This window comes from Streptomyces sp. NPDC051776 (assembly GCF_040681345.1).
In the GTDB taxonomy this organism is placed as follows: domain Bacteria; phylum Actinomycetota; class Actinomycetes; order Streptomycetales; family Streptomycetaceae; genus Streptomyces.
Window position 1 is genome coordinate 174,719 of record NZ_JBFAYQ010000002.1, and the last position, 21,302, is coordinate 196,020.

General features: G+C 68.4%; 18 protein-coding genes. 9 read left to right on the top strand and 9 right to left on the bottom strand.

The window, feature by feature from the left end; genetic code table 11:
• Nucleotides 1-67: 67 nt before the first annotated feature.
• The gene (gene dnaN, locus AB0M26_RS02815; RefSeq protein WP_365253799.1) at nt 68-1,198 is read right to left on the bottom strand and encodes a DNA polymerase III subunit beta; all 1,131 of its coding nucleotides are present in this window, start codon (nt 1,196-1,198) and stop codon (nt 68-70) included.
• A gap of 955 nt (nt 1,199-2,153) precedes the next feature.
• The gene (gene dnaA, locus AB0M26_RS02820; RefSeq protein WP_365253426.1) at nt 2,154-4,139 is read right to left on the bottom strand and encodes a chromosomal replication initiator protein DnaA; all 1,986 of its coding nucleotides are present in this window, start codon (nt 4,137-4,139) and stop codon (nt 2,154-2,156) included.
• 417 nt (nt 4,140-4,556) lie between these two features.
• Here dnaA and rpmH point away from each other — a divergent pair, with 417 nt between their 5' ends.
• The 9 genes from rpmH (at nt 4,557) to AB0M26_RS02865 (ending at nt 11,356) form a co-directional block, all read left to right on the top strand.
• A complete protein-coding gene (rpmH, locus tag AB0M26_RS02825; RefSeq protein ID WP_003949374.1) occupies nt 4,557-4,694 on the top strand; it encodes a 50S ribosomal protein L34 in 138 nt (45 codons plus the stop codon).
• 25 nt (nt 4,695-4,719) lie between these two features.
• Complete coding sequence (gene rnpA, locus AB0M26_RS02830; protein ID WP_365253429.1) at nt 4,720-5,136, top strand: ribonuclease P protein component; 417 nt, start codon at nt 4,720-4,722, stop codon at nt 5,134-5,136.
• A complete protein-coding gene (gene yidD / locus AB0M26_RS02835) occupies nt 5,133-5,450 on the top strand; it encodes a membrane protein insertion efficiency factor YidD (protein WP_365253432.1) in 318 nt (105 codons plus the stop codon). Before rnpA ends, yidD begins: the two co-directional genes overlap by 4 nt.
• Nucleotides 5,451-5,453: 3 nt before the next feature.
• The gene (gene yidC / locus AB0M26_RS02840) at nt 5,454-6,569 is read left to right on the top strand and encodes a membrane protein insertase YidC (protein WP_365253435.1); all 1,116 of its coding nucleotides are present in this window, start codon (nt 5,454-5,456) and stop codon (nt 6,567-6,569) included.
• A gap of 12 nt (nt 6,570-6,581) precedes the next feature.
• Nucleotides 6,582-7,091 carry a R3H domain-containing nucleic acid-binding protein gene (locus AB0M26_RS02845; protein ID WP_365253438.1) on the top strand — a complete coding sequence of 170 codons (510 nt, stop codon included), beginning with the start codon at nt 6,582-6,584 and terminating at the stop codon, nt 7,089-7,091.
• A gap of 116 nt (nt 7,092-7,207) precedes the next feature.
• Nucleotides 7,208-7,924 (top strand): 16S rRNA (guanine(527)-N(7))-methyltransferase RsmG, encoded by a 717-nt coding sequence (rsmG, locus tag AB0M26_RS02850; RefSeq protein ID WP_365253441.1) that lies wholly within the window; start codon nt 7,208-7,210, stop codon nt 7,922-7,924.
• A 273-nt stretch (nt 7,925-8,197) separates the two neighbouring features.
• Nucleotides 8,198-9,283, top strand: coding sequence for a ParA family protein (locus AB0M26_RS02855; protein WP_365253802.1), 1,086 nt, complete (start codon nt 8,198-8,200; stop codon nt 9,281-9,283).
• Nucleotides 9,280-10,398, top strand: coding sequence for a ParB/RepB/Spo0J family partition protein (locus AB0M26_RS02860; protein WP_365253444.1), 1,119 nt, complete (start codon nt 9,280-9,282; stop codon nt 10,396-10,398). Before AB0M26_RS02855 ends, AB0M26_RS02860 begins: the two co-directional genes overlap by 4 nt.
• Nucleotides 10,399-10,738: 340 nt before the next feature.
• Nucleotides 10,739-11,356 (top strand): GNAT family N-acetyltransferase, encoded by a 618-nt coding sequence (locus AB0M26_RS02865; protein ID WP_365253447.1) that lies wholly within the window; start codon nt 10,739-10,741, stop codon nt 11,354-11,356.
• Between the two features lie 93 nt (nt 11,357-11,449).
• On the opposite strand, the gene trxA is transcribed toward AB0M26_RS02865, so the two are convergent.
• The 7 genes from trxA to AB0M26_RS02900 form a co-directional block, all read right to left on the bottom strand.
• The gene (gene trxA, locus AB0M26_RS02870) at nt 11,450-11,779 is read right to left on the bottom strand and encodes a thioredoxin (RefSeq protein ID WP_365253450.1); all 330 of its coding nucleotides are present in this window, start codon (nt 11,777-11,779) and stop codon (nt 11,450-11,452) included.
• A 40-nt stretch (nt 11,780-11,819) separates the two neighbouring features.
• The gene (gene trxB / locus AB0M26_RS02875) at nt 11,820-12,794 is read right to left on the bottom strand and encodes a thioredoxin-disulfide reductase (protein WP_365253453.1); all 975 of its coding nucleotides are present in this window, start codon (nt 12,792-12,794) and stop codon (nt 11,820-11,822) included.
• A gap of 113 nt (nt 12,795-12,907) precedes the next feature.
• The gene (locus AB0M26_RS02880; protein ID WP_365253456.1) at nt 12,908-13,852 is read right to left on the bottom strand and encodes an anti-sigma factor; all 945 of its coding nucleotides are present in this window, start codon (nt 13,850-13,852) and stop codon (nt 12,908-12,910) included.
• Entirely contained in the window at nt 13,849-14,535 is a 687-nt protein-coding gene (gene sigM / locus AB0M26_RS02885) for an RNA polymerase sigma factor SigM (protein ID WP_365253459.1), read from the bottom strand. Before sigM ends, AB0M26_RS02880 begins: the two co-directional genes overlap by 4 nt.
• Before the next feature lie 55 nt (nt 14,536-14,590).
• Nucleotides 14,591-16,318: a protein kinase family protein gene (locus tag AB0M26_RS02890; protein ID WP_365253462.1), complete on the bottom strand. Its 1,728-nt coding sequence runs from the start codon at nt 16,316-16,318 to the stop codon at nt 14,591-14,593.
• 112 nt (nt 16,319-16,430) lie between these two features.
• Nucleotides 16,431-18,716: a murein biosynthesis integral membrane protein MurJ gene (gene murJ, locus AB0M26_RS02895; protein ID WP_365253465.1), complete on the bottom strand. Its 2,286-nt coding sequence runs from the start codon at nt 18,714-18,716 to the stop codon at nt 16,431-16,433.
• Nucleotides 18,717-18,761: 45 nt separating this feature from the next.
• On the bottom strand, nt 18,762-21,179 hold the full coding sequence (locus AB0M26_RS02900) for a DUF6049 family protein (RefSeq protein ID WP_365253468.1): 2,418 nt from the start codon (nt 21,177-21,179) through the stop codon (nt 18,762-18,764).
• Between the last annotated feature and the right edge of the window lie 123 nt (nt 21,180-21,302).

Consider the following 21,302-nt stretch of genomic DNA (forward strand, 5'->3'; position numbering starts at 1 on the left):
GGCCCCCGACGCTCAGCTGTGGGCTCCCCACGCTCATCCGGCGGGGAGCCCGGGGCACCCGGCCTGCTCAGCCGCTCAGCCGGACCGGCATGATCAGGTACTTGTACGCCTCGTCCGCCTCGGCATCCATCGCCGGCTTGCCGTTCAGCAGAGCGGGCTTGGTGGACGTGGTGAAGGAGAGCTGGGCGACGGGGGAGTCGATGGCGCTCAGACCCTCCAGCAGGAAGCCGGGGTTGAACGCGATCGAGATGTCGTCGCCCTCGAGTTGGGCGTCGACCCGCTCCACGGCCTGTGCATCGTCGCTCGACCCGGCCTCCAGGATGAGGACGCCCTGCTCGAAGCTCAGCCGGACCGGGGTGTTCCGCTCGGCGACCAGCGCGACGCGCTTCACGGCATCGACGAAGGGCGCGGTCTCGATCACGGCGACGGAGTTGAACTCGGTCGGGAAGAGCGTGCGGTACTTGGGCAGGTCGCCCTCGAGCAGACGGGTGGTCGTGCGGCGCCCTGCGCCCTCGAAGCCGATCAGGCCCTCGCCCGCGCCCGAGCCCGCCAGCGCGATGCTGACCGTGTCACCGCTGGTCAGCGACTTGGCAGTGTCCAGGAGCGTCTTGGCGGGCACCAGGGCGACGGCGGAGATGTCCGGCGTCTCCGGCTTCCACAGGAACTCGCGGACGGCGAAGCGGTAGCGGTCGGTCGCGGCAAGCGTGACGGTGTCGCCCTCGATCTCGATCCGTACACCCGTGAGCACCGGCAGGGTGTCGTCACGGCCGGCGGCGATGGCCACCTGGGAGGCAGCTGCGGCGAAGACCTCGCCGGGAACGGTGCCGGTGGCGGTTGGCATCTGCGGCAGCGCCGGGTACTCCTCCACAGGCAGGGTGTGGAGTGTGAATCGCGAGGAGCCGCAGACCACGGTGACCCGGACTCCCTCGGTCGAGATCTCCACAGGCCTGTTGGGAAGTGCACGGCAGATGTCTGCGAGGAGACGGCCGGAGACTAGGACGGTGCCGTCCTCCTCCACCTCCGCCTCGACGGAGACGCGGGCCGAGACCTCGTAGTCGAAGCCGGACAGGCTGAGGCTGCTGTCCTCGGCCTTCAGCAGCAGGCCCGCGAGGACGGGCACCGGCGGACGGGCCGGGAGACTGCGGGCTGCCCAGGCCACCGCCTCCGCGAGTACATCGCGCTCCACCCGGATCTTCACCGGAACCGCCTCCTGCTGTGTCTGGCTCGCCCTGCTGGCCTTCTTCGTTTTCGTCGGCACGGAGTCTCCCAGCCGAAGGCAGGGCCGATGCCGGAGACCAGTCTGACGTACGCCGCCGACAGCCGTTGCCCGTCGGGGTCAAGTCAGCGGGCCGGGTGTCGGGCGGCCCGGAGGCGAGTTGTGCACAGGCCCCGTTTCCGGACGAGTTTCCCGGTAGATCTACGTGGTCGTAGTAGTAGGCCCTGTGGATACCGTGGATAACCGCGTCGACGCAGGTCAGGGCTGATTTTTTGTCCACGGGTCCTGTGGGCGCCGCTCGTGGAAAAGTGGCTCGCGCTGTGGACGCGCGAAAGTTCTGCACACGCGGTGCACAGCCCGCGGCAGGTTCTCCCCAGTGCCATCCCCAGGAATACCCACCTTCTCCCCAGCCCAACCGACCACCTTGGTGTGACGCCTTTCACTCGCCTCGGTGAGCACGGGTGTTGAGTTGCCGAACAGTGGACAAGGGTGTGGAGAAGCTGTGGGCAACCGGTCCGACCCTGTGGGTGGGCAGTGGACAACCGGATGTGGACTCCGAGTGGTAGCCCGCCGTCCACAGTCTGTGGAACGCGGTTGACCACATTTCCACACGCGGCTGACCTCCTGTGACGGCCTACGGCGACTGTCGACTGTGGACGCGATCTGGACAAGTCGGCAGTCCCCAGGGTGTGGACGGTCGATGTGCCCGAGTGCTGTGGAGAAGGCACGTGAGCGCCGGTGGATTCGAACGGTAGGTGGTCCGGAAGCCGCGGAGACGTGACTCGGGGCGGTGCACACACGGCTCGGCCAGGGGCGAGCGGTCTCGCTCGGGAGCCGTCGCACGTACTCCAGGCAGGCCCGCTGGAACGCCGATGGGCGCTCCGCGGACATCCACGGAGCGCCCATCGGACGCGTCGTACGGCGCTCGCCGCTCGGCTCAGCCGTTCTTGATGCGGTTCGTCAGCTCGGTGACCTGGTTGTAGATGGAGCGCCGCTCCGCCATGAGCGCACGGATCTTGCGGTCCGCGTGCATGACGGTCGTGTGGTCGCGGCCGCCGAACTGCGCGCCGATCTTCGGCAGCGACAGATCGGTCAGCTCGCGGCACAGGTACATGGCGATCTGCCGTGCCGTCACCAATACGCGGCTGCGCGAGGAGCCGCACAGGTCGTCCACCGTCAGGCCGAAGTACTGAGCCGTCTCGGCCATGATCGCGGTCGCCGTGATCTCCGGAGCCGCGTCCTCGCCGCCCGGGATCAGATCCTTGAGCACGATCTCGGTGAGACCGAGGTCCACCGGCTGCCGGTTCAGACTGGCGAACGCCGTGACCCGGATCAGCGCGCCCTCGAGCTCGCGGATGTTCCGCGAGATCCGGGAGGCGATGAACTCCAGTACTTCCGGAGGGGCGTTGAGCTGCTCCTGTACGGCCTTCTTGCGGAGGATCGCGATACGGGTCTCCAGCTCCGGCGGCTGGACGTCGGTGATGAGGCCCCACTCGAAGCGGTTCCGCAGCCGGTCCTCGAGGGTCACCAGCTGCTTGGGCGGCCGGTCCGAGGACAGCACGATCTGCTTGTTTGCGTTGTGGAGCGTATTGAAGGTGTGGAAGAACTCCTCCTGCGTCGACTCCTTGCTCGCCAGGAACTGGACGTCGTCGACGAGGAGGATGTCCATGTCGCGGTAGCGCTTGCGGAACGCGTCCGCCTTGCCGTCGCGGATGGAGTTGATGAACTCGTTGGTGAACTCCTCGGAGCTCACATAGCGCACGCGCGTGCCGGGGTAGAGGCTGCGCGCGTAGTGCCCGATCGCGTGCAGCAGGTGCGTTTTGCCCAGGCCCGACTCCCCGTAGATGAAGAGGGGGTTGTATGCCTTGGCCGGTGCCTCCGCGACGGCGACCGCCGCGGCGTGCGCGAAGCGGTTGGACGCTCCGATGACGAAGGTGTCGAAGAGGTACTTCGGGTTCAGGCGGGCGGTCGGCTCCCCCGGGCCCGTGGCGGGCGCCGGTTGCGCGGCGAGCGGGCCCGGAGCACCGCTGGGTGCCGGCGGTCCGCCGTGGGCGGGGTGCCCATGACTCGGCGTGCCGTGGGCCGGGGTGCCGTGTGCCGGGGCGCCCGTGTGCGGTCGCGCGCCGGGTCCGCTCTGCTCGGGCAGGTCCCGGTGCTGGCCGTCGTACGGTGGCCGGTCGCCGCTCGGCGGACGGTAGTCGGTCTGCGGGGACCGGGGGCGCGCTTGCTGGTACAGCTGCGGCCGGTCCTGCTGCGGTCCGGGGCGCGGCGAGGCGTACGGATCGTGCTCGGGGAAGCCGCCGAGGCGCTGCTGCTGCCAGCCGTAGTCGTCCCTGGGACCGGGCATGCCGCCGGGCCCGGGCGTGCGCGGCCATGCTCCGGGCTCGGGGCGGCTCTGCTGGTACTCGGGATAGGCGGGCCGGGCGTTGGGAAGCTGGTCGGCTCCGCGCCTGTAGGCGTCGTAGCGGTCGTAGCCGTCGTACGCGTCCCGCTCGGGCTCGCGGTCCCTGTCGCGGCCGCGATCGCGATCGCGGTCCCTGTCGCGGTCCTCGCCTCGGTCGAGCTCGAGGTCGTGCGGCGGTCCCTGGCGGGGCTCCTCGTACCGCTGCGGTTGCTGCGGCTGCTGCGGCGGAGCGGGCGGCGTCGGGGCGCTCTCGGCGGCGCTGACGGTGATCGCCAGACGGATGGGCTGGCCGCACTCGCGGCTGAGCGCATCACTGATCAGAGGGGAGAGACGGCCTTCCAGAACGCCCTTCGCGTACTCATTGGGTACGGCGAGGACGGCGGTGCCGGCGACGAGGACCAGGGGCTGGCAGTCCTTGAGCCAGCGTTGGTCCTTCGGTTCGATGCCCTGCCCCTCGCCGAGGAGCTGCTCGAGTACGCGTGGCCACACTGCGGCAAGATCGGCGGGTACGTCAGCCACAAGGCACGCTCTCTCACTCGCTGGGTGGGGTGGCGCCGGCAGGTCCCACCAATGTGTGGTTCTCGGGACGGGCGGGAAAGAATCGGAGTTCAGCAACGGTAGTCAGGGCGGTGCGCACGGTTCAAGTCGTTGTCCACAGGGTGTGTACAAATGTGCCATGGTGCTGGACCCGGGCTGTGCCGAGGTGTCCTGAGAGCGCGTGTCGCCAGGGCACTGCTGGTTTGACCGGATGGCGTAGCCGCGCGTACCGTAACCAGGTCGAGTTGTCGATGGCTGCTGCCGCCTGCCTCCGATGGGCATGGATCACATTTCGTGATCAAGAAGCGGTGCACTCGGGCGTATTGCGAGCTACTCGTGGGCGCACGGTGACAGCCAGGCGATGTCCCGCCACCAACGATTCATTTCTGGAGCCCCCGAGTGAGCAAGCGCACCTTCCAGCCGAACAACCGTCGCCGCGCGAAGACCCACGGCTTCCGGCTGCGCATGCGCACCCGTGCCGGTCGCGCGATTCTTGCGTCCCGCCGTGGCAAGGGTCGCGCGCGCCTGTCGGCCTGAGCGGCCTGACCTCAAGGTCCATGCAGTGCTGCCTACCGAGAATCGGCTGAGGCGGCGCGAGGACTTTGCGGCCGCGGTACGCCGAGGACGCAGGGCCGGGCGCCCTCTCCTCGTCGTCCACCTTCGCAGCGCCCCTTCCTCGGAAACGAGGGGTACGGACCCGCATGCGTCTGGGGAGAACGCTCCCCCGGCACGTGCGGGTTTCGTCGTGAGCAGGGCCGTCGGTGGTGCTGTCGTCCGTAACCTGGTGAAGCGGCGGCTCAGGCACCTCATGCGCGATCGGCTGTCCCTGCTGCCCGCGGGTAGCCTGGTTGTCGTACGGGCGCTGCCCGGTGCCGGCGAGGCGGACCACGACGCGCTGGCCCGCGATCTGGACGCCGCGCTGCGGCGGCTGCTCGGTGGGGCCACCCATGGCGAAGCCCAGGGGAGGGTGCAGCGATGAAGTACCCGCTGCTGTGGTTGATCAAGCTGTACCAGTGGACCATCAGCCCGCTCCTCGGGCCGGTCTGCAAGTACTACCCGTCGTGCTCGCACTACGGGTACAAAGCGATAGACGTGCACGGCGCGGTCAAGGGCACTGCCTTGACCGTCTGGCGCATCCTGCGCTGCAACCCGTGGTCGCTCGGTGGCGTCGACCACGTCCCACCCCGGAAGCATCCGGTCTGGCACCAACGGCTGCGGAGCCGGTGGAGCGGTAGCTCCGCGGAAGCGCCGACGGGACAGCCCGAGACTCAGCCCAACGCCCAAGGAGCCTGATTCGTGGACACGATCCTCGGTCCTCTCTATACCGCAGTTTCCTGGATCATCGTCCAGTTCCACTCGCTGTACAGCCTCGTCTTCAACGAGGACAGCGGTTGGGCCTGGGGTCTGTCCATCGTTTCCCTGGTGGTGCTGATCCGTATCTGCCTGATCCCGCTCTTCGTGAAGCAGATCAAGGCGACGCGGAACATGCAGGCGCTCCAGCCGAAGATGAAGGCGATCCAGGAGCGCTACAAGAACGACAAGCAGCGCCAGTCCGAGGAGATGATGAAGCTCTATCGGGAGTCGGGTACCAACCCGCTCTCGAGCTGCCTCCCGATTCTGGCCCAGTCGCCGTTCTTCATCGCCCTCTACCAGGTGCTGAACAAGATCGCCGGTGACCATGCCGTCGGCGTCATGGACCAGCAGCTGGTGGACAGCGCGCGGAGCGCTCACATCTTCGGTGCCCCGATCGCGTCGAAGTTCCTGGACAGTGCCAGCAAGGTCGAGTCGCTGGGCGCGACGCTGACGGACGTGCGCGTGGTCACGGTCATCATGATCGTGATGATGTCGGCGTCGCAGTTCTACACGCAGCGCCAGCTGATGACCAAGAACGTTGACCTCACGGTGAAGACGCCGTTCATGCAGCAGCAGAGGATGCTGATGTACGTCTTCCCGATCATGTTTGCCGTCTTCGGCATCAACTTCCCGGTCGGTGTCCTCGTCTACTGGCTCACCACCAACGTGTGGACCATGGGCCAGCAGATGTACGTCATCCACAGGAACCCCACTCCCGGCAGTCTCGCCTACAAGCAGCGTCAGGAGCGCCTGCGTGCCCAGGGCAAGCTCAAGGAGGACGCGGCGGAGATCGAGGCCAAGAAGGCCGCGGACGCCGCCCGTGCCTCGCGGCAGCAGCCGAAGCGCCAGAGCAAGGCCAAGCGTCAGCAGGCAGGGTCCGGCCAGGCGGCCAAGAGCACGCAGTCGTCCACGGGCCAGTCGGACTCGTCCGGAAAGCAGTCGCTGGAGAAGCAGGACCATCCGCAGGACGCCAAGCCAAAGCCGGCCAGTGGCTCGTCCCGTTCCAAGGCCGGTCAGCGCAAGGGGTCGCAGCGGCCCAAGCACCCGTCCAAGAAGTAAGGAGGCCCTCCAGTGACGGAAGGCACGACCTCTGCCACCGAGGGTGGCGACACCCTCACCCGCCTCGAGCAGGAGGGGGAGATCGCGGCCGACTACCTCGAGGGCCTGTTGGACATCGCGGACCTCGACGGCGACATCGACATGGATGTCGAGGCCGACCGGGCCTCGGTCTCGATCATCAGCGACTCGACCAGCCGTGATCTGCAGAAGTTGGTTGGCCGCGACGGCGAGGTGCTGGAGGCGCTCCAGGAGCTGACCCGGCTCGCGGTGCACCGGGAGACCGGCGACCGCAGCCGCCTGATGCTGGACATCGCCGGCTTCAGGGCCCGTAAGCGCGAGGAGCTCACCGCGCTGGGCATCAAGGCGGTCGACGAGGCGAAGGGCACCGGAGAACCGGTGAAGCTGAAGCCGATGACGCCGTTCGAACGCAAGGTGGTCCACGACGCGGTTGCGGGTGCGGGCCTGCGCAGCGAGTCCGAGGGCGAGGAGCCCGAGCGCTGCGTTGTCGTACTTCCTGCCTGACCGGACCCACCCGGTCCCGCAGTGGTCGCGGCCCCGCCTGATCGCCAGGCGGGGCCGCGTTTTGTCAGCCTGGATATCCACGATGCACGACAAGCTGGTACGGAAGGACGGTCACCGTGACGGAGGCAGCGGAGCTCCCCCCGGCGCCCAAAGCGGCAGAGGTGATTTTCGGTGGACGCCTCCCCGAGGCGGTGCGGTACGCCGAGTTGCTCGCAGACGCGGGGGTCAGGCGCGGACTGATCGGGCCGCGCGAGGTTCCGCGGCTGTGGGAGCGGCACCTGCTGAACTGTGCGGTGCTGTCCGAGGCCGTGCCCGAAGGCGTCTCCGTCTGCGATGTGGGCTCGGGTGCCGGCCTGCCCGGGATTCCGCTCGCGCTGGTGCGGCCCGATCTGCGGATCACACTGCTCGAACCGCTACTTCGGCGTACGACGTTCCTCGAGGAAGTCGTCGAACTGCTGGGCCTCGAGCACGTCACGGTGGTACGCGGCCGGGCTGAAGAGGTGTTGGGGACGCTTCCGCCCGTTCATGTCGTGACCGCACGAGCGGTGGCACCACTGGACCGGCTCGCAGGCTGGGGTGTTCCGCTGCTGCGCCCCTACGGCGAAATGCTGGCGCTCAAGGGAGACACCGCCGAGGAGGAGCTGAGGGGAGCGCGAGCGGCTCTCAGTAAGCTCGGTGTGGTCGAGTCGTCGATTCTCCACGTCGGGGAGGGTGCGGTGGACCCTCCGTCAACTGTCGTCCGCGTTGAGGTGGGTGAGAGTCCGGGCGGTGTGCGCTTTGCGGCCAAGAGGGCCAAAGCGGCCCGTGCCGGCCGGGCACGACGGCGTCGCTAGACGCGGCAACGATCGCGACGAATGCTCCATACAAGCTGCCAAGACTACCCAAATCGGAGTGTCGCGACGATCCAGGGTGCCCACCCATGCATCGTGTTTCACGTGAAACGCCGCTCACTGCTGCAGGGAATCATCAGCCGTGGTCGCGCGGCTGCCGCGACTCGCGACCAAACTCTGTCGTCCCGGAAACCGGATTCTGCGCCGTCAGATGGTGCTGCCGATGTGGATTCATCCACAGGTGAACGGACTGCGCTGGTTCACAACCCCGAAAGCATGGCAGGCTCTGTTCATTGCGAGCCTGATGTCGAGGAGAGTGAATCCTTGCGGTCCGACGCCAACATCGCGGGACCGATGACCGATCCGGTCCCCGGTCCCCGTACCGAATCGGTGGGGGACGGCGTTTCACGTGAAACGCCACCCCCGATGGACGACACCCCCATCGGCCGCGCCGCCCAGCTTGCGGTGGAAGCGCTGGGCCGCGCGGGCGAAGGTCTGCCACGCCCGGAGCAGACACGCGTGATTGTGGTCGCCAACCAGAAGGGCGGCGTGGGGAAGACCACCACCACGGTCAATCTGGCTGCCTCGCTGGCGCTGCACGGTGCCCGGGTGCTGGTGATCGATCTCGACCCGCAGGGGAACGCGTCTACTGCTCTGGGGATCGATCACCATGCCGAGGTGCCCTCGATCTATGACGTTCTCGTCGAGAGCAAGCCGCTCTCGGAGGTCGTGCAGCCCGTGCCGGACGTGGAGGGGCTGTTCTGCGCGCCCGCCACGATCGATCTGGCCGGAGCCGAGATCGAGCTGGTTTCGCTCGTAGCGAGGGAGAGCCGGCTGCAACGCGCGATCCAGGGCTACGAGCAGCCGCTGGACTACATCCTTATCGACTGTCCCCCGTCCCTGGGGCTCCTCACGGTGAACGCACTGGTGGCCGGCGCCGAGGTGCTGATCCCGATTCAGTGCGAGTACTACGCGCTGGAAGGCCTCGGGCAGTTGCTGCGGAACGTCGATCTGGTGCGAGGTCATCTGAACCCCCAGCTCCATGTATCGACGATCCTGCTCACCATGTACGACGGCCGGACCCGCCTTGCTTCGCAGGTCGCGGAAGAAGTGCGGAGCCACTTCGGGAATGAGGTGCTGAGGACGAGCATTCCGCGGTCGGTGAGGATCTCGGAGGCCCCCAGCTACGGCCAGACCGTGCTCACCTATGATCCGGGCTCGAGCGGCTCGCTCTCGTATCTCGAGGCGGCGCGCGAGATCGCGTTGCGGGGCGTCGGTGTGAACTACGACCCGCAGTACGCGCATGCGGCGGGCCAGAACGCTCAGCAGGACCAGCACAGCATGTCGGAGGGGACGCAGTGAGTGATCGACGTAGAGGACTGGGCCGGGGTCTCGGCGCGCTGATCCCTGCGGCTCCGCAGGGTTCGGGTGCGGTCGCGCCTGCGGTCGGGGTGGGTGCCACGTCGCCGACGGCGGTACCGACCATCGCACCGGACCGTGGGGTGGCGGCGGCCAAGGTCGCCGCGCTTCCGCCGAACAGGGTTTCACGTGAAACGGAAGCTCCCGCCACGGAAGAGGTATCCGCAGACCCCACCGCAGTACAGTCGGATCGTGCCCACTTCGCCGAGTTGCCGCTCGACGCGATCACTCCGAACCCTCGGCAGCCCCGTGAGGTTTTCGACGAGGACGCGCTGGCGGAACTCGTCACTTCCATCCAGGAGGTCGGTCTTCTTCAGCCGGTTGTCGTCCGGCAGCTCGGGCCGGAGCGGTACGAACTCATCATGGGCGAGCGCCGCTGGCGGGCTTGCCGTGAGGCCGGCCTGGAGCAGATCCCCGCGATCGTCCGGGCGACCGAGGACGAGAAGCTCCTCCTCGACGCCCTCCTGGAGAACCTCCACAGGGCTCAGCTCAACCCGCTCGAAGAGGCGGCGGCCTACGACCAGCTCCTCAAGGACTTCAACTGCACCCACGATCAGCTTGCTGATCGCATCGGACGCTCCCGTCCGCAGGTGTCCAACACCCTGCGGCTGCTGAAGCTGTCTCCGTCGGTGCAGCGCCGGGTGGCTGCCGGTGTGCTCTCGGCAGGGCACGCTCGTGCGCTGCTGTCGGTCGAGGACTCCGAGGAGCAGGACCGCCTGGCGCACAGAATCGTGGCCGAAGGGCTGTCGGTCCGGGCGGTCGAGGAAATCGTCACCCTGATGGGGACACGGCCGACCAGTTCCCCGAAGGCCAAGGGGCCGCGGGCGGGCACACGGGTCTCGCCGGCGCTTACCGACTTGGCCTCTCGGCTGTCCGACCGCTTTGAGACACGGGTGAAGGTCGACCTGGGCCAGAAGAAGGGAAAGATCGTCGTTGAGTTCGCGTCAATAGACGATCTTGAGCGGATCCTGGGCACGCTGGCGCCCGGTGAGGGCCGGGTGCTTGAGCAGGGGCTGGCGGAGGAAGCCAAGAAGGACGACGAGGACGACGAGAACTGATTATCCGGTTCCCAGTGAACCGAGAGGGCGGGCCATGGAGCCGACAGTGACAACCGGGACTCTTTGAGAGACCCGCATCACCGGGACAAGGCCCGCCCTTTCCTTTTCGCAGTATCGGTGCAATCGCGACATGGGTACGATGCGTTCTGGTATGGCGCATCCACGTGGAGATACCTCATTTGGAGGACCGGGCGATGCGATCGATGAGCCGTGCAGGACTCCTGGCAGCAGGATTGAGCCTGGGGGCGGTCGGCGGATTCGTCGGCAGTTTCATCAGAGAGCGTGGAGCGCTTGCGGCCGCTCGTGGAGCGGCCGTCGATGGAAGTGAGGGACAGGCTTCATGGGGCGTCGGCTCGTACCGCTCACACTCGACAACCTTCCGGACATCCCCAAGCGTTGCCGGTCCTGTGTCTTCTGGGAACTCGACCCGGTCAGCGGGGAAGCCGCAGTAAAGGCGGGACGACCGGAGCTGGAGAAGGAAGCCTGGATTTCTGCGGTTCTGCTCGAATGGGGCTCCTGCGGCCGCGTGGTCTACGTCGATGAGGTGCCGGTGGGGTTCGTTCTGTACGCTCCCCCGGCCTACGTTCCGCGGTCCACGGCTTTCCCCACCAGTCCGGTGTCGGCTGACGCCGTTCAACTGATGACGGGCTGGATCATGCCGGGATATCAGGGGCAGGGACTTGGACGGGTGATTGTGCAGACAGTCGCCAAGGATCTTCTGCGGCGAGGGTTCAAAGCGATCGAGGCGTTCGGTGACGCCCGCTGGAAGGAGCCGGTGTGTGTGCTCCCCGCGGAGCACCTACTGGCGGTCGGGTTCAAGACCGTACGGCCGCACCACCGCTTCCCGCGCCTTCGACTGGAGCTGCGTACGACGATCTCCTGGAAGGAAGACGTCGAGCTGGCACTGGACCGGCTGCTGGGCGCCGTACAGAAGGAGCCGGCGCTCAGGCCCCTCTAGTCTCGCGGGGTACCGCAGAGGCTCTGAAGGGCACCAAAGACGAACAGGCCCGCCCCCTCGCTGGGGGCGGGCCTGTTTCACGTGAAACGGCGGTCAGCCGATGAAGTCCTCGAGGTCGCGCTCGATCGCAGCCTTCGGCTTGGCACCGACGATGGTCTTGGCCACTTCGCCGTTCTGGTAGACGTTCAGCGTCGGGATGGACATGACGCCGTACTTGGCGGCCGTCGCCGGATTCTCGTCGATGTTGAGCTTGACGATCTCGATCTTGTCGCCGTGCTCAGCGGCGATGGCCTCCAGCGACGGGGCGATCTGGCGGCAAGGACCGCACCAGGCTGCCCAGAAGTCAACCAGCACCGGCTTGTCGCTCTTCAGGACATCCTCGTCGAAGGATGAGTCGGTCACGTTTTTGAGGGCGCCGGCCATGGCGGTCTCCTTGTTCGTTGTTGCGTGAGAGAAGTGAGGTTCAGAGAGCGGCGGCGGCCTTCTCCGGCTCCGCGGGCTGCGAGTCCGAGAGAGCCGCCAGGTACCGCTCGGCGTCGAGCGCCGCAGCACACCCCGTGCCCGCCGCGGTGATGGCCTGGCGGTAGGTGTGGTCCACGACGTCGCCCGCCGCGAACACCCCGGTGAGGTTCGTGCGGGTCGAGGGCGCGTCGACGTTGAGGTAGCCATCGGCGTCGAGTTCGAGCTGACCCTTGAAAAGCTCGGTCCGGGGGTCGTGCCCGACCGCGATGAAGAGCCCAGTTACGGGAAGCTCGGACCGCTCGCCGGTCTTGGTGTTCCGCAGGGTCAAACCGGTGAGCTTCGGGTCCCCGTGAATCTCGGCGACCTCGCTGTGCCAGGCAAAGGAGATCTTCGGATCGGCGAACGCACGCTCCTGCATGGCCTTGGAGGCACGCAGGGCATCCCTGCGGTGGACCACGGTGACTGACTTGGCGAAGCGCGACAGGAAGGTCGCCTCCTCCATCGCCGTGTCACCACCGCCGACCACGGCGATGTCATGGTCCTTGAAGAAGAAGCCGTCACAGGTGGCGCACCAGGAGACACCGCGTCCGGAGAGCTCGTCCTCCCGCGGAAGTCCCAGCTTGCGGTGCTGCGAACCAGTGGCGACGATCACGGCACGAGCGCGGTGGACAGTACCCGCCGAGTCGGTGACGGTCTTGATCTCGCCGGTCAGATCCACGGCGACGACGTCGTCCGGCACGAGATCCGCTCCGAATCGCTCCGACTGGGCTCGCATGTTGTCCATCAGGTCCGGACCCATGATGCCGTCGCGGAAGCCGGGGAAGTTCTCCACATCAGTGGTGTTCATCAGCGCGCCGCCGGCCGTGACGGAACCCTCGAAAACAAGGGGCTTCAGGGAGGCACGTGCGGTGTACAGCGCCGCGGTGTAGCCCGCCGGCCCGGACCCGATGATGATCACGTTACGGACGTCGCTCACGGGTGTCTTCCTCGTCTCTGCAGACTGCTGGCTGATCCAAGCGGGACTCTTATCCACCCAACGGATCCTACGGGGCCAGCATTCCCGGAGCTGTACGGCACACTCGGCACGGCTCAGCGGCGCTGATACACGTCCTTGAGAAGGACTTCGCCGGGGCCCTGCGGAGACCTTCCGCTGCACGCGGCATCCACGACATAGACGTCGACGCGTGAGGAGTCCGAGGGACGAGGCATGAGCACGAGGTAGGAATCGGTGCCGCGGTAAGTGACTTCCTGGGACGCGATGGGGTCATCGGTGCGTCCCATGCCCGCCCGTACGCATGACGGCACGATCGTGTCGCCGCCCCGCATCGTGTGGTTGGGGGTGGATTCGGAGCCGAGGTCCTTGTTGCTTGGGGGCGGAGAGGAAGCGGAGTCGGCGCTCTCGAGCAAGCGCTGAACCTTTGGGCTCAGGCCGCTGGAGGCAAGGTCGCTCTTCTCCTTCGTCTTGGAGCGCTCCGCCATGGCGGAGCCGGACGTGGTGGAGTCACCGCCAGAATCATTGATGGAGTTCACCACGACCCCGCCGAGCCCGATCGCCGCGAGGGCACATGCCGCACCGAACACAGCCGTACGCCAGGTGCGGCGGTGGCGGGCCTTGCGGCCCGGCCCGGTCGAGGCACCCGGTCGCCCTTCGGGGCGGTCCGAGGAGCGGTGCGGGCGTGTGGCTGGGGCGGTTTCACGTGAAACGGCGCCGGGCTCCTCTGGGCGCTCGACGTCTGCGGTCGCAGCGGCGCCGGTTTCACGTGAAACAGCGGGAGCCGTTGCGTCCAGAAGAGCCTCCGCCGCGAGTGCCGCGTCAATGCGCCGGGCGACATTGGCAGGCATGGTCGCCGGACCGGGGAGGGTGCCGAGAAGCCCGCGGATCTCCTCAAGGGAGTCGCGGATCTCCGCACACAGTTCGCAGCCGGCCAGATGCTCACGCACGTCGGTCGTGCGGTCGGGCGGAAGGACGCCCTCGGCCAGAGCGGAGATGTCCGCGACATCAGGGTGCTGGTCCGTGCCGGTCGAGGAAGTCACGCTCGTCCACCTCCGCCCTTCACGGCATCTGTGTCCCTCGGTCCTGCCGTTGGGACGGACGTCCCCTGCGTCCGGTTCCCTCCCCCGTCCGACCCCGGATTACCCCCATCGTCGGGACGAAGGTGCGTGAGCATCGGGAGGAGTCTGGCCCGGCCTCGGGCACAGCGGCTCTTGACGGTGCCGGTCGGGACCCCGAGGACGTCCGCGGCCTCGGCCACGGGGTAGCCCTGCATATCGACCAGAACCAGGGCCGCGCGCTGCTCGGTGGGCAGCGTCGCAAGGGCCTCGATCAGCTGGCGGTGCAGATCGTCGCGCTCCGCCGGTGCCGCAGCGGATTCATGAGGCTCGAGGAGTTGCTCGAGCCGCTCGGTCTCCGCTACCGGCGACGTACGGCGGGAGGACGCCTTGCGGGCCCGGTCGAGGCAGGCATTCACAGTGATCCGGTGCAGCCAGGTGGTGACGGCCGACTGGCCGCGGAAGGTGTGGGCGGCCCTGTAGGCCGACACGAGGGCGTCCTGGACGGCGTCCGCGGCCTCCTCCCGGTCTCCCAGGGTCCGCAGAGCGACCGCCCAGAGCCTGTCGCGGTGGCGTCGGACTATTTCCCCGAAGGCCTCTGGATCGCCCGCCACGTGGCGAGCGAGGAGGTCCTGGTCGCTCGCGGCGCCGCGTATGGCGTCGTCCAACGTCGAGCCCTCCCCTTCGCCTCGGTCCGGACGGTCAGCCGGTGGTTCCGGTCGGTCAGCCGGTGATCTTGATCTCCGAGATCCCGCCACGGAACCCGCCCGATCCGTCCGAGGGGAGCTCGGTGATGTGGATCAGTACGTATCGCGTTCGCACCGACTTGTCGAGAGTAGTCCGGAGACTTTCGCCGATGCTCTCCCGCTTCGTCAGTCGCTGGGAGAAGTCGTCGAGCGAGCTCGGTGCCGCTGCCGAGCCGTCCGCAGCGAGGACCTCCACCGTGTGCCCCGGGCGGTACATGCGGAGGACGAGCCCGGAGACGTTCTTGACCCCGCCCAGGTCGAGGATCAGACCACCGCCCTGCTTGCGCTGGGGGAGGTTGCCGAAGTTGGCATAGCCCTCGTACCGGGGCGTTACCCACGCCGTGCCGGCGTCGTCGTCCACGGCGTTTTCGACCTTCTCCGGTGCCGTCGGGGCGGCTAGCGGGGAGAACTCGGTGGCGTCCTGGATGCGCAGCGGGCTCCCGGCCGCCTTCTTGTTGCCGTCGTCACCCGCGGACTGGGAAGGACCGGAGTCGTCGCTCCTGTGCTCGCGATCCATCAGTGTGTCGGCGAGCTGCCAGCTTCCGAGCCCGAGCGCCGCGATGAGCAGTGCCGCGACTGTCCACTTGAGTACCTGTCCGGTACGGGTCTGGAGAGGCGGGGGCGGCACCGGGACGGGACGGGAGGGGGCCGCAGGCCCGGCGTGATTCGCCGACTGCCGGTAGGCGCCCTGCTGGTACGCCGTTGGCTGGTACGCGGGCGTGGCGAAGGATGGCTCCGGCGGGCGGATGCGCGGCATCGCCGCGACCGCTTTGGCCAGCTCTTCGGGTGTGGTGCAGGGCTGTTCCTGGCGGGAAGCGGTGGCACCGTCGTTCACCAGGGCCCGCATGGCAAGGTCCGCGAGGCCGCGATGGACACCGGCGCGCACCTGGTCGGGACGGATGAGTCCGACGCCCTTCGGCAGTCCGGAGAGACCGTAGGCGTCCTCCTCGTACGGCCAGCGCTGGGTGAGCGCGGAGTACAGCAGCGCGCCGATCGCCTCGGTGTCGCTGCGCTGTGGGTGGTCGGAGCGGATGCCGCGCAGCGCGGCCATCACGGCGAGGCCGCGGATGCGGTACTGACCGGAATCGGTGCGCAGTACGGTGCTGGGCGTGAGCCGGAGGTGCGCGAGCCCTTCCCGGTGCGCGGCAGCCATCGCTTGGGACACCTGGCTGACGAGCTGGTACGCCTCGTGGGCCTCAAAGGGCCCGGAGGCGAGGACGGCGGTGAGCTCGGTCGCGTCGGGGAGCCATTCGTGGACGACGTAGACCAGGTCGTTGTCCTCGACGGCGTCGAGGACTTGCACGAATCGGGGGTCGCCGAGGAGTGCGGCGGAGCGGGCTGCCGCGAGAACCGGGCGGGCCCGCGGGTGTTCGGCGGGAAGGATGTGCACGCCGACGGCGCGGCGGAGTTTTTCGTCCACGGCACGCCAGCTGCTGAATCCGTCCAGCCGGGTGACGCACTCCTCGAGCCGGTAGCGTCTTGCGAGTTTGTGGCCGCTGTGCAGTTCCGGGGGTTCCACCTCGGGCGCGGGGCCCGGTGATTCGCCCGTGCCTCCAGCCGTCTCGGCGGTAGCGGTCTCCGCGTCCGCGCCGGTCTTTTCCTGGGCGTCCGCCCCGTCGGCCGTGGCCTTGCCCTTCTGGGCGGTCAGCGGCTCGTCGCCGCTGCTGGCTGCCACGTCGACGGCAGCCGTGCTCCGTTCCGCCACCGTCGTTCCTGCCTCCCCATCCGTTGCACGCTCTCGCACCACAGCAAAGACAATTGTGCCCACAGTCCGCCGCTATGCACGACACACGATGGCGGCCAATGGTTGTGCTCGGTCAGCGGCCGAGTCGGCCGCGGACCATTCCGACCATGGCGGTCAGCTCTTCGATGCGCATACGCCTGGCAGCCGCGTAGAAAACCCCGATGAGGAGAATTCCGCCGGCGAACAGGGACGCAAGCGATCCCAGTGCACCGCTGCCGAGTGCCTGGGTGATGCCGTAGGCGGCGCCTCCGGCCGCGAGGGCGGCGGGTACGCACGCGCCGGCCAGGCGGGCGTAGGTGCGCAGCACGTGCGCCCCGTCCAGGTCGCCGCCCAGACGCTTGCGGAGTCGGTTCCAGGCAACCCCAACACCGATCCCGTACGCCAGCCCGTAGGAGGCGGCCATGCCCGCAACCGCCCACCGCGAGGGCAGAAGGACGAAGCACAGGCCGGACGCCGCCGCGTTGACCGCAGCCACGATGACCGTGTTGTAGAAGGGCGTCCTGGTGTCCTCGTAGGCATAGAAGCCGCGCAGCACGACGTACTGGACCGAGTACGGGATCAGCCCGAGGCCGAAGGCCATCAGCACGAAGCCGATGTTGCGGGCGCCTTCCGCGCCCGAACCCGCGTACAGCAGCGTTGTGATGGGGACGCCGAGCGCGAGGAAGGCGAACGCGCACGGCACGATCGCGACGGCCGACGTGCGGAGCCCGTACGAGATGTCGTCGCGCACCGCCGCGGCGTCCTGGTCGTGCGCGGCGCGCGAAATGCGGGGCAGCACCGCGGTCATGACGGAGACGGTGATGATGGCCTGCGGCATCTGCCAGAGCAGCAGGGCGTAGTTGTACGCCGTGATGCCGGTGCCGGTGTAGCCCTCTCCCTCGGCGACCGATCCAGCCCAGGTGGCGAGCTGGGTCACGACGACCATGCCGAGCTGGTTGGCAAGGACGAAGAAGAACGTCCACTTGGCGAGCGCGAGAGTCTTGCCGAGCCCGTGGCCGCGCCAGTCGAAGCGGGGCCGGATGCGGAAGCCGGCCTCGCGCAGGTACGGGATCATCGCCAGGGCCTGCACGGTGAGGCCGAGCAGGGTGCCGATCCCCAGCAGGCGGATGCCTTCCGGGGTGACCGTGGCCGCGCTGACACCGGTCGATGTGTAGCCGCCGAAGGCCCAGATGAAGGCGCCGAAGGTGGCGATGACGACGACGTTGTTCAGCACCGGGGTCCACATCATGGCCCCGAAGCGCTCCCGGGCGTTGAGGATCTGGCCGAGCACCACATGGACGCCCATGAAGAACATGGTCGGCAGGCAGTAGCGGGCGAAGGCGACCGCCACCTCCATCTGCGCCGGATCGGAAGCGATCTTCTGGGACATCAGGCGGATGAAGACCGGGGCGGCCAGCACACAGACCGTGGTGACACCTGCGAGAAGGACCACGACGAGCGTCAGCAGGCGATTGGCATAGGCCTCGCCCCCGTCGTCGTCGTTTTTCATCGCCCGGACCAGCTGGGGGATGAAGACCGCGTTCAGGGCACCGCCGCCGACGAGGATGTAGATCATCGTCGGCAGGGTGTTGGCGACCTGGTACGTGTCGTTGAGCGTGCCCACGCCGATCGCGGCCGCGATGACCAGGGTGCGCAGAAACCCCGTGATGCGGGAGACGATCGTCCCGGCCGCCATCAGGGCGCTCGACTTGAGGATGCTCGAAGCCCGTCCGCTCGCGCGCTGGGGAGCCGGTGCGGGAGCGGGGCTCGGGGCGGGGCCGGGCTGTGGTGCCTCAGCGGCTGCCTGTACGGCCGGCTGGGACGGCGGCGGGGTCATGGGTGGCTGCTGGGCTGCGGGAGGCGGTGGGACCGCGGGAGGCTGCGACGCCCGGTAGGGCTGCTGCTGATCGCGGTAGAGGTGCGCGAAGGCGTCCTGCGGAGCCGCCGGGGGCTGCCCCGGAGGAGCCCCCGGGACCGCCGGGGGCTCCTCCGGGGGCGCGGAACGGCCCACCAGGTCGTCCACACCCACGTACTGGGTCGCCGCGTTGTTGTCACCGTAGGGCAGGCGGCGGGACGGGCCGTCCGGCTCCGGCGGAGGGGTCGGGGCCCAGAGTCGCGGATCCGGGGCGTTCGGGGGCGCCGGAGGCTGCTGGTAGAGGGGCTGCTGGTCCGGAACCGTACCCGGAGGCGGCGGCGGGTGCGCCGAGCGGTCGTAGAGCGCCTCCGTCACCGGATCCTGCACCGCGGGGTCCTGTCCGCTGTACGGGTCGTGCACGTAGGCGTCCCGCACGTACGGGTCGGCGGGAGGGGGCGGCGAGGCGTGGCCCGCCGGGTCATTGCCCGGGCGCTGGCCGCGCTCACCGTCGTACGGCGCGTTCATCGCTACCCCACCTCATCGTCCCCGGCCGACCGGCCCTGACATCGCTCAACGGTCCACTTTCTCACCCATGCCGGATGCCTCGCCGCTTTCCGGATCGGTGTCCGGCGTCACGTCACCCTGCTGCTCCGGGCCGGAGCCCGGCGCATGGTGCTCTGCGGCATGAGACGCCGGCGCCACGGACGCGGGTTCTCCCGACGCGGATGCCGGCGAGATCTCCTCGGCCCGCCGGGCACGCTCGGCCTGCGGGGATGCGCTGGAAGCCGGGGCTTCGGGGGAATCCGGGCCGCCCGTGGCCTCGCGGGTGGCGGCCCGCTTGCGCTGGGTGTACATCCTGATGCCCGCGAGCACGAGAAGCAGCACGCCACCGGCGATGACGAGCATCACCGTGGATGTGATTTCGGTGACCTTCACGCGGAATGTCATCGGGGCACCGTAGGGCGTGCCGTCCTCCGTGTAGAGGCGGGCGGTCACCCAGGCCGTGCCATTGGCGTGGGCCGTGGTGTCGAACTTCACCGACTGGCTGTGTCCGCCCTCGACCTGGATCGCCTGCTCCTGCTCGACCTCGAGGCGGTTCGGCTGGCCGGAGGTGAGGACCAGCTTCATGCCCTCGATCCCCTGGACCAGATTGTTCTGGACGGTCACCGGGATCGTGGCGCTGCGGCCGGAGAGGGTCTGCGTGGACTTCTGGACCAGCTGGATGCTCTGGCTGAGATCGGTGAGGTAGTCCTGCACCGACTGCCGGTAATCGGCGGCGTCACGACCGTTCCCGCGCCAGGACGTGGACATCTCGCGCATGATCGCGTTGCCGACGGGCGTCACCACGCGGTCCGGCTGGGAGAGGATCACCTGGAAGCGGTCGAGGGAGTTCTGCGTCGTCCGGGCGTCGCGGAAGGCTTCGGTGGGGAGCTCCTGCTTGCGCAGCGAACCGGGGTAGGCGCCCCGGCCCGGCACCTGCGTGGTCGCGTCGGGGTCGGGCTTCGCCTTCGCGGCGTCGCTCAGATCCTGTGGCTGCGCCCACCGCTCCTCTTCGAGCCCCGTGATCGCATCGGCCATCGCCCGCGCCTGGCTCGCGGTGGGCATGCGCTGCGGTGCGACGACGATGCTGCGCTGCCTCCCGGGCGCCTGCATCGTGACCATGAGGGTCTGGGCGACGAACTGCTGGACGGCGAGCGTGGAGTCCTCGGCGCGCGAGAGGTCGCCCCTGAAAGCCGTGGAGAGGCGGGCGTCGGCGACCACCGCCGTATTGCCGCGGCCGATGGGACGGGCAGCAGTGGGGCTGTACGGGAGGCCGCCCCGCTCGCGGAGGCTGTCGCTACGGGTGATCACGTTGTGCGCGCCCGCGGACGTGGCCACGTCCACCACCGAGGAGTCGATGGCGCCCTCGGCGGGCCAGGCGAAGTCGGTACGGGGCTTCCTGCCGAGAATCGTCTCCACGGTCCTGGAGGCGAGGTCGGTGGCGGACTTGAGCTGGCCCAGAGCGCCCCCGACGTCCTTGCCACGGTGGGCCAGGGAGGCGAGGTCGGGGTCGGCGAAGGGGAGTGCCACGACCTCACGTTCCTGGGTTGCCTCCTGGAAGTCCTTGAGCCACTGCTTGGCGACCGCCTGGTGCTTGCCCGTGGTGGTGGTGCCGTCAGGGTTGGCGATCTTGTAGTTCTTCGTCATGGCATCGACCGTCGCCAGCAGGTCCGGGTCCACCACCCATGTCACAGGGAGGTTCTTTCCGAGGGTGACCATTTGCTGGAGCCGCCCACCCGGGGCGATCTCGGCGGCGAGGGAGTCGTCGCGCAGCGCCCGCGTCTGCTCCGCGTCGGAATCGGTACGAGCGGTGAGGCGGGAAGTGGAGATCAGCGGCCAGAGGTAGCTGACGTCGGTCTTCCGGTCGGCGGCGGTGGGCTGCCAGGGGAGGAAGGTCCGCTCGATGCCGAGCACCTGGTCGTAGGACTTGCCGGGGGTCCGTCCGGCGAGGGAGACGCCGAGCTGGTAGACCCCGTTGCCGCGGATGTCGAGATCCTCGACCGGGATGCTGAGGCTGAAGTTCTCCGTGATGCCGGACGGGAGTTTGTCGATCTCGGCCTGGTACTTGCCGGGAACTTCCTCGCCGTCCGAGCCGGGAGCGAATCCGGTGCGCTTGGAGGCGGTGTCGATGGCGCTGCGGCTGTCGAGCGTCCGGCCGAGGCGCAGACCGACGTGGGCATCCGAGATCGTGGACTTGCCTTTGTTGGTGACCGTGCCCTTGACGGTGAGCGTGTCGTCCTCGGTCGGGGACGTGGGCGTCATCGAATTGATCGAGACGTCCACGCTGCTCGAGCCGACGGCGTCCGGTGCGGCCTGCGCCGGGGAAGCGGAGGGAATCTGCACGAGGCCGGCGAGGAGGGAAGCCCCGAGCAGCCCGGCGGCCGTCCGCCGCAGCCATTTGCGGGCGGGAGCGGATCGCGTTCCCTGGAACTGTGCCGCTTCGGCCACGCGTTTGCCGTCCCTCGCTGTCGTCAGTGGTAGTCGTCGGATGTGCGTCCACGCATGGTAACGAGACCCGCTGGGGCGAAGTGCTGGGGAGTGCTCCACATGATCTTTCATCGCCCCGATGCG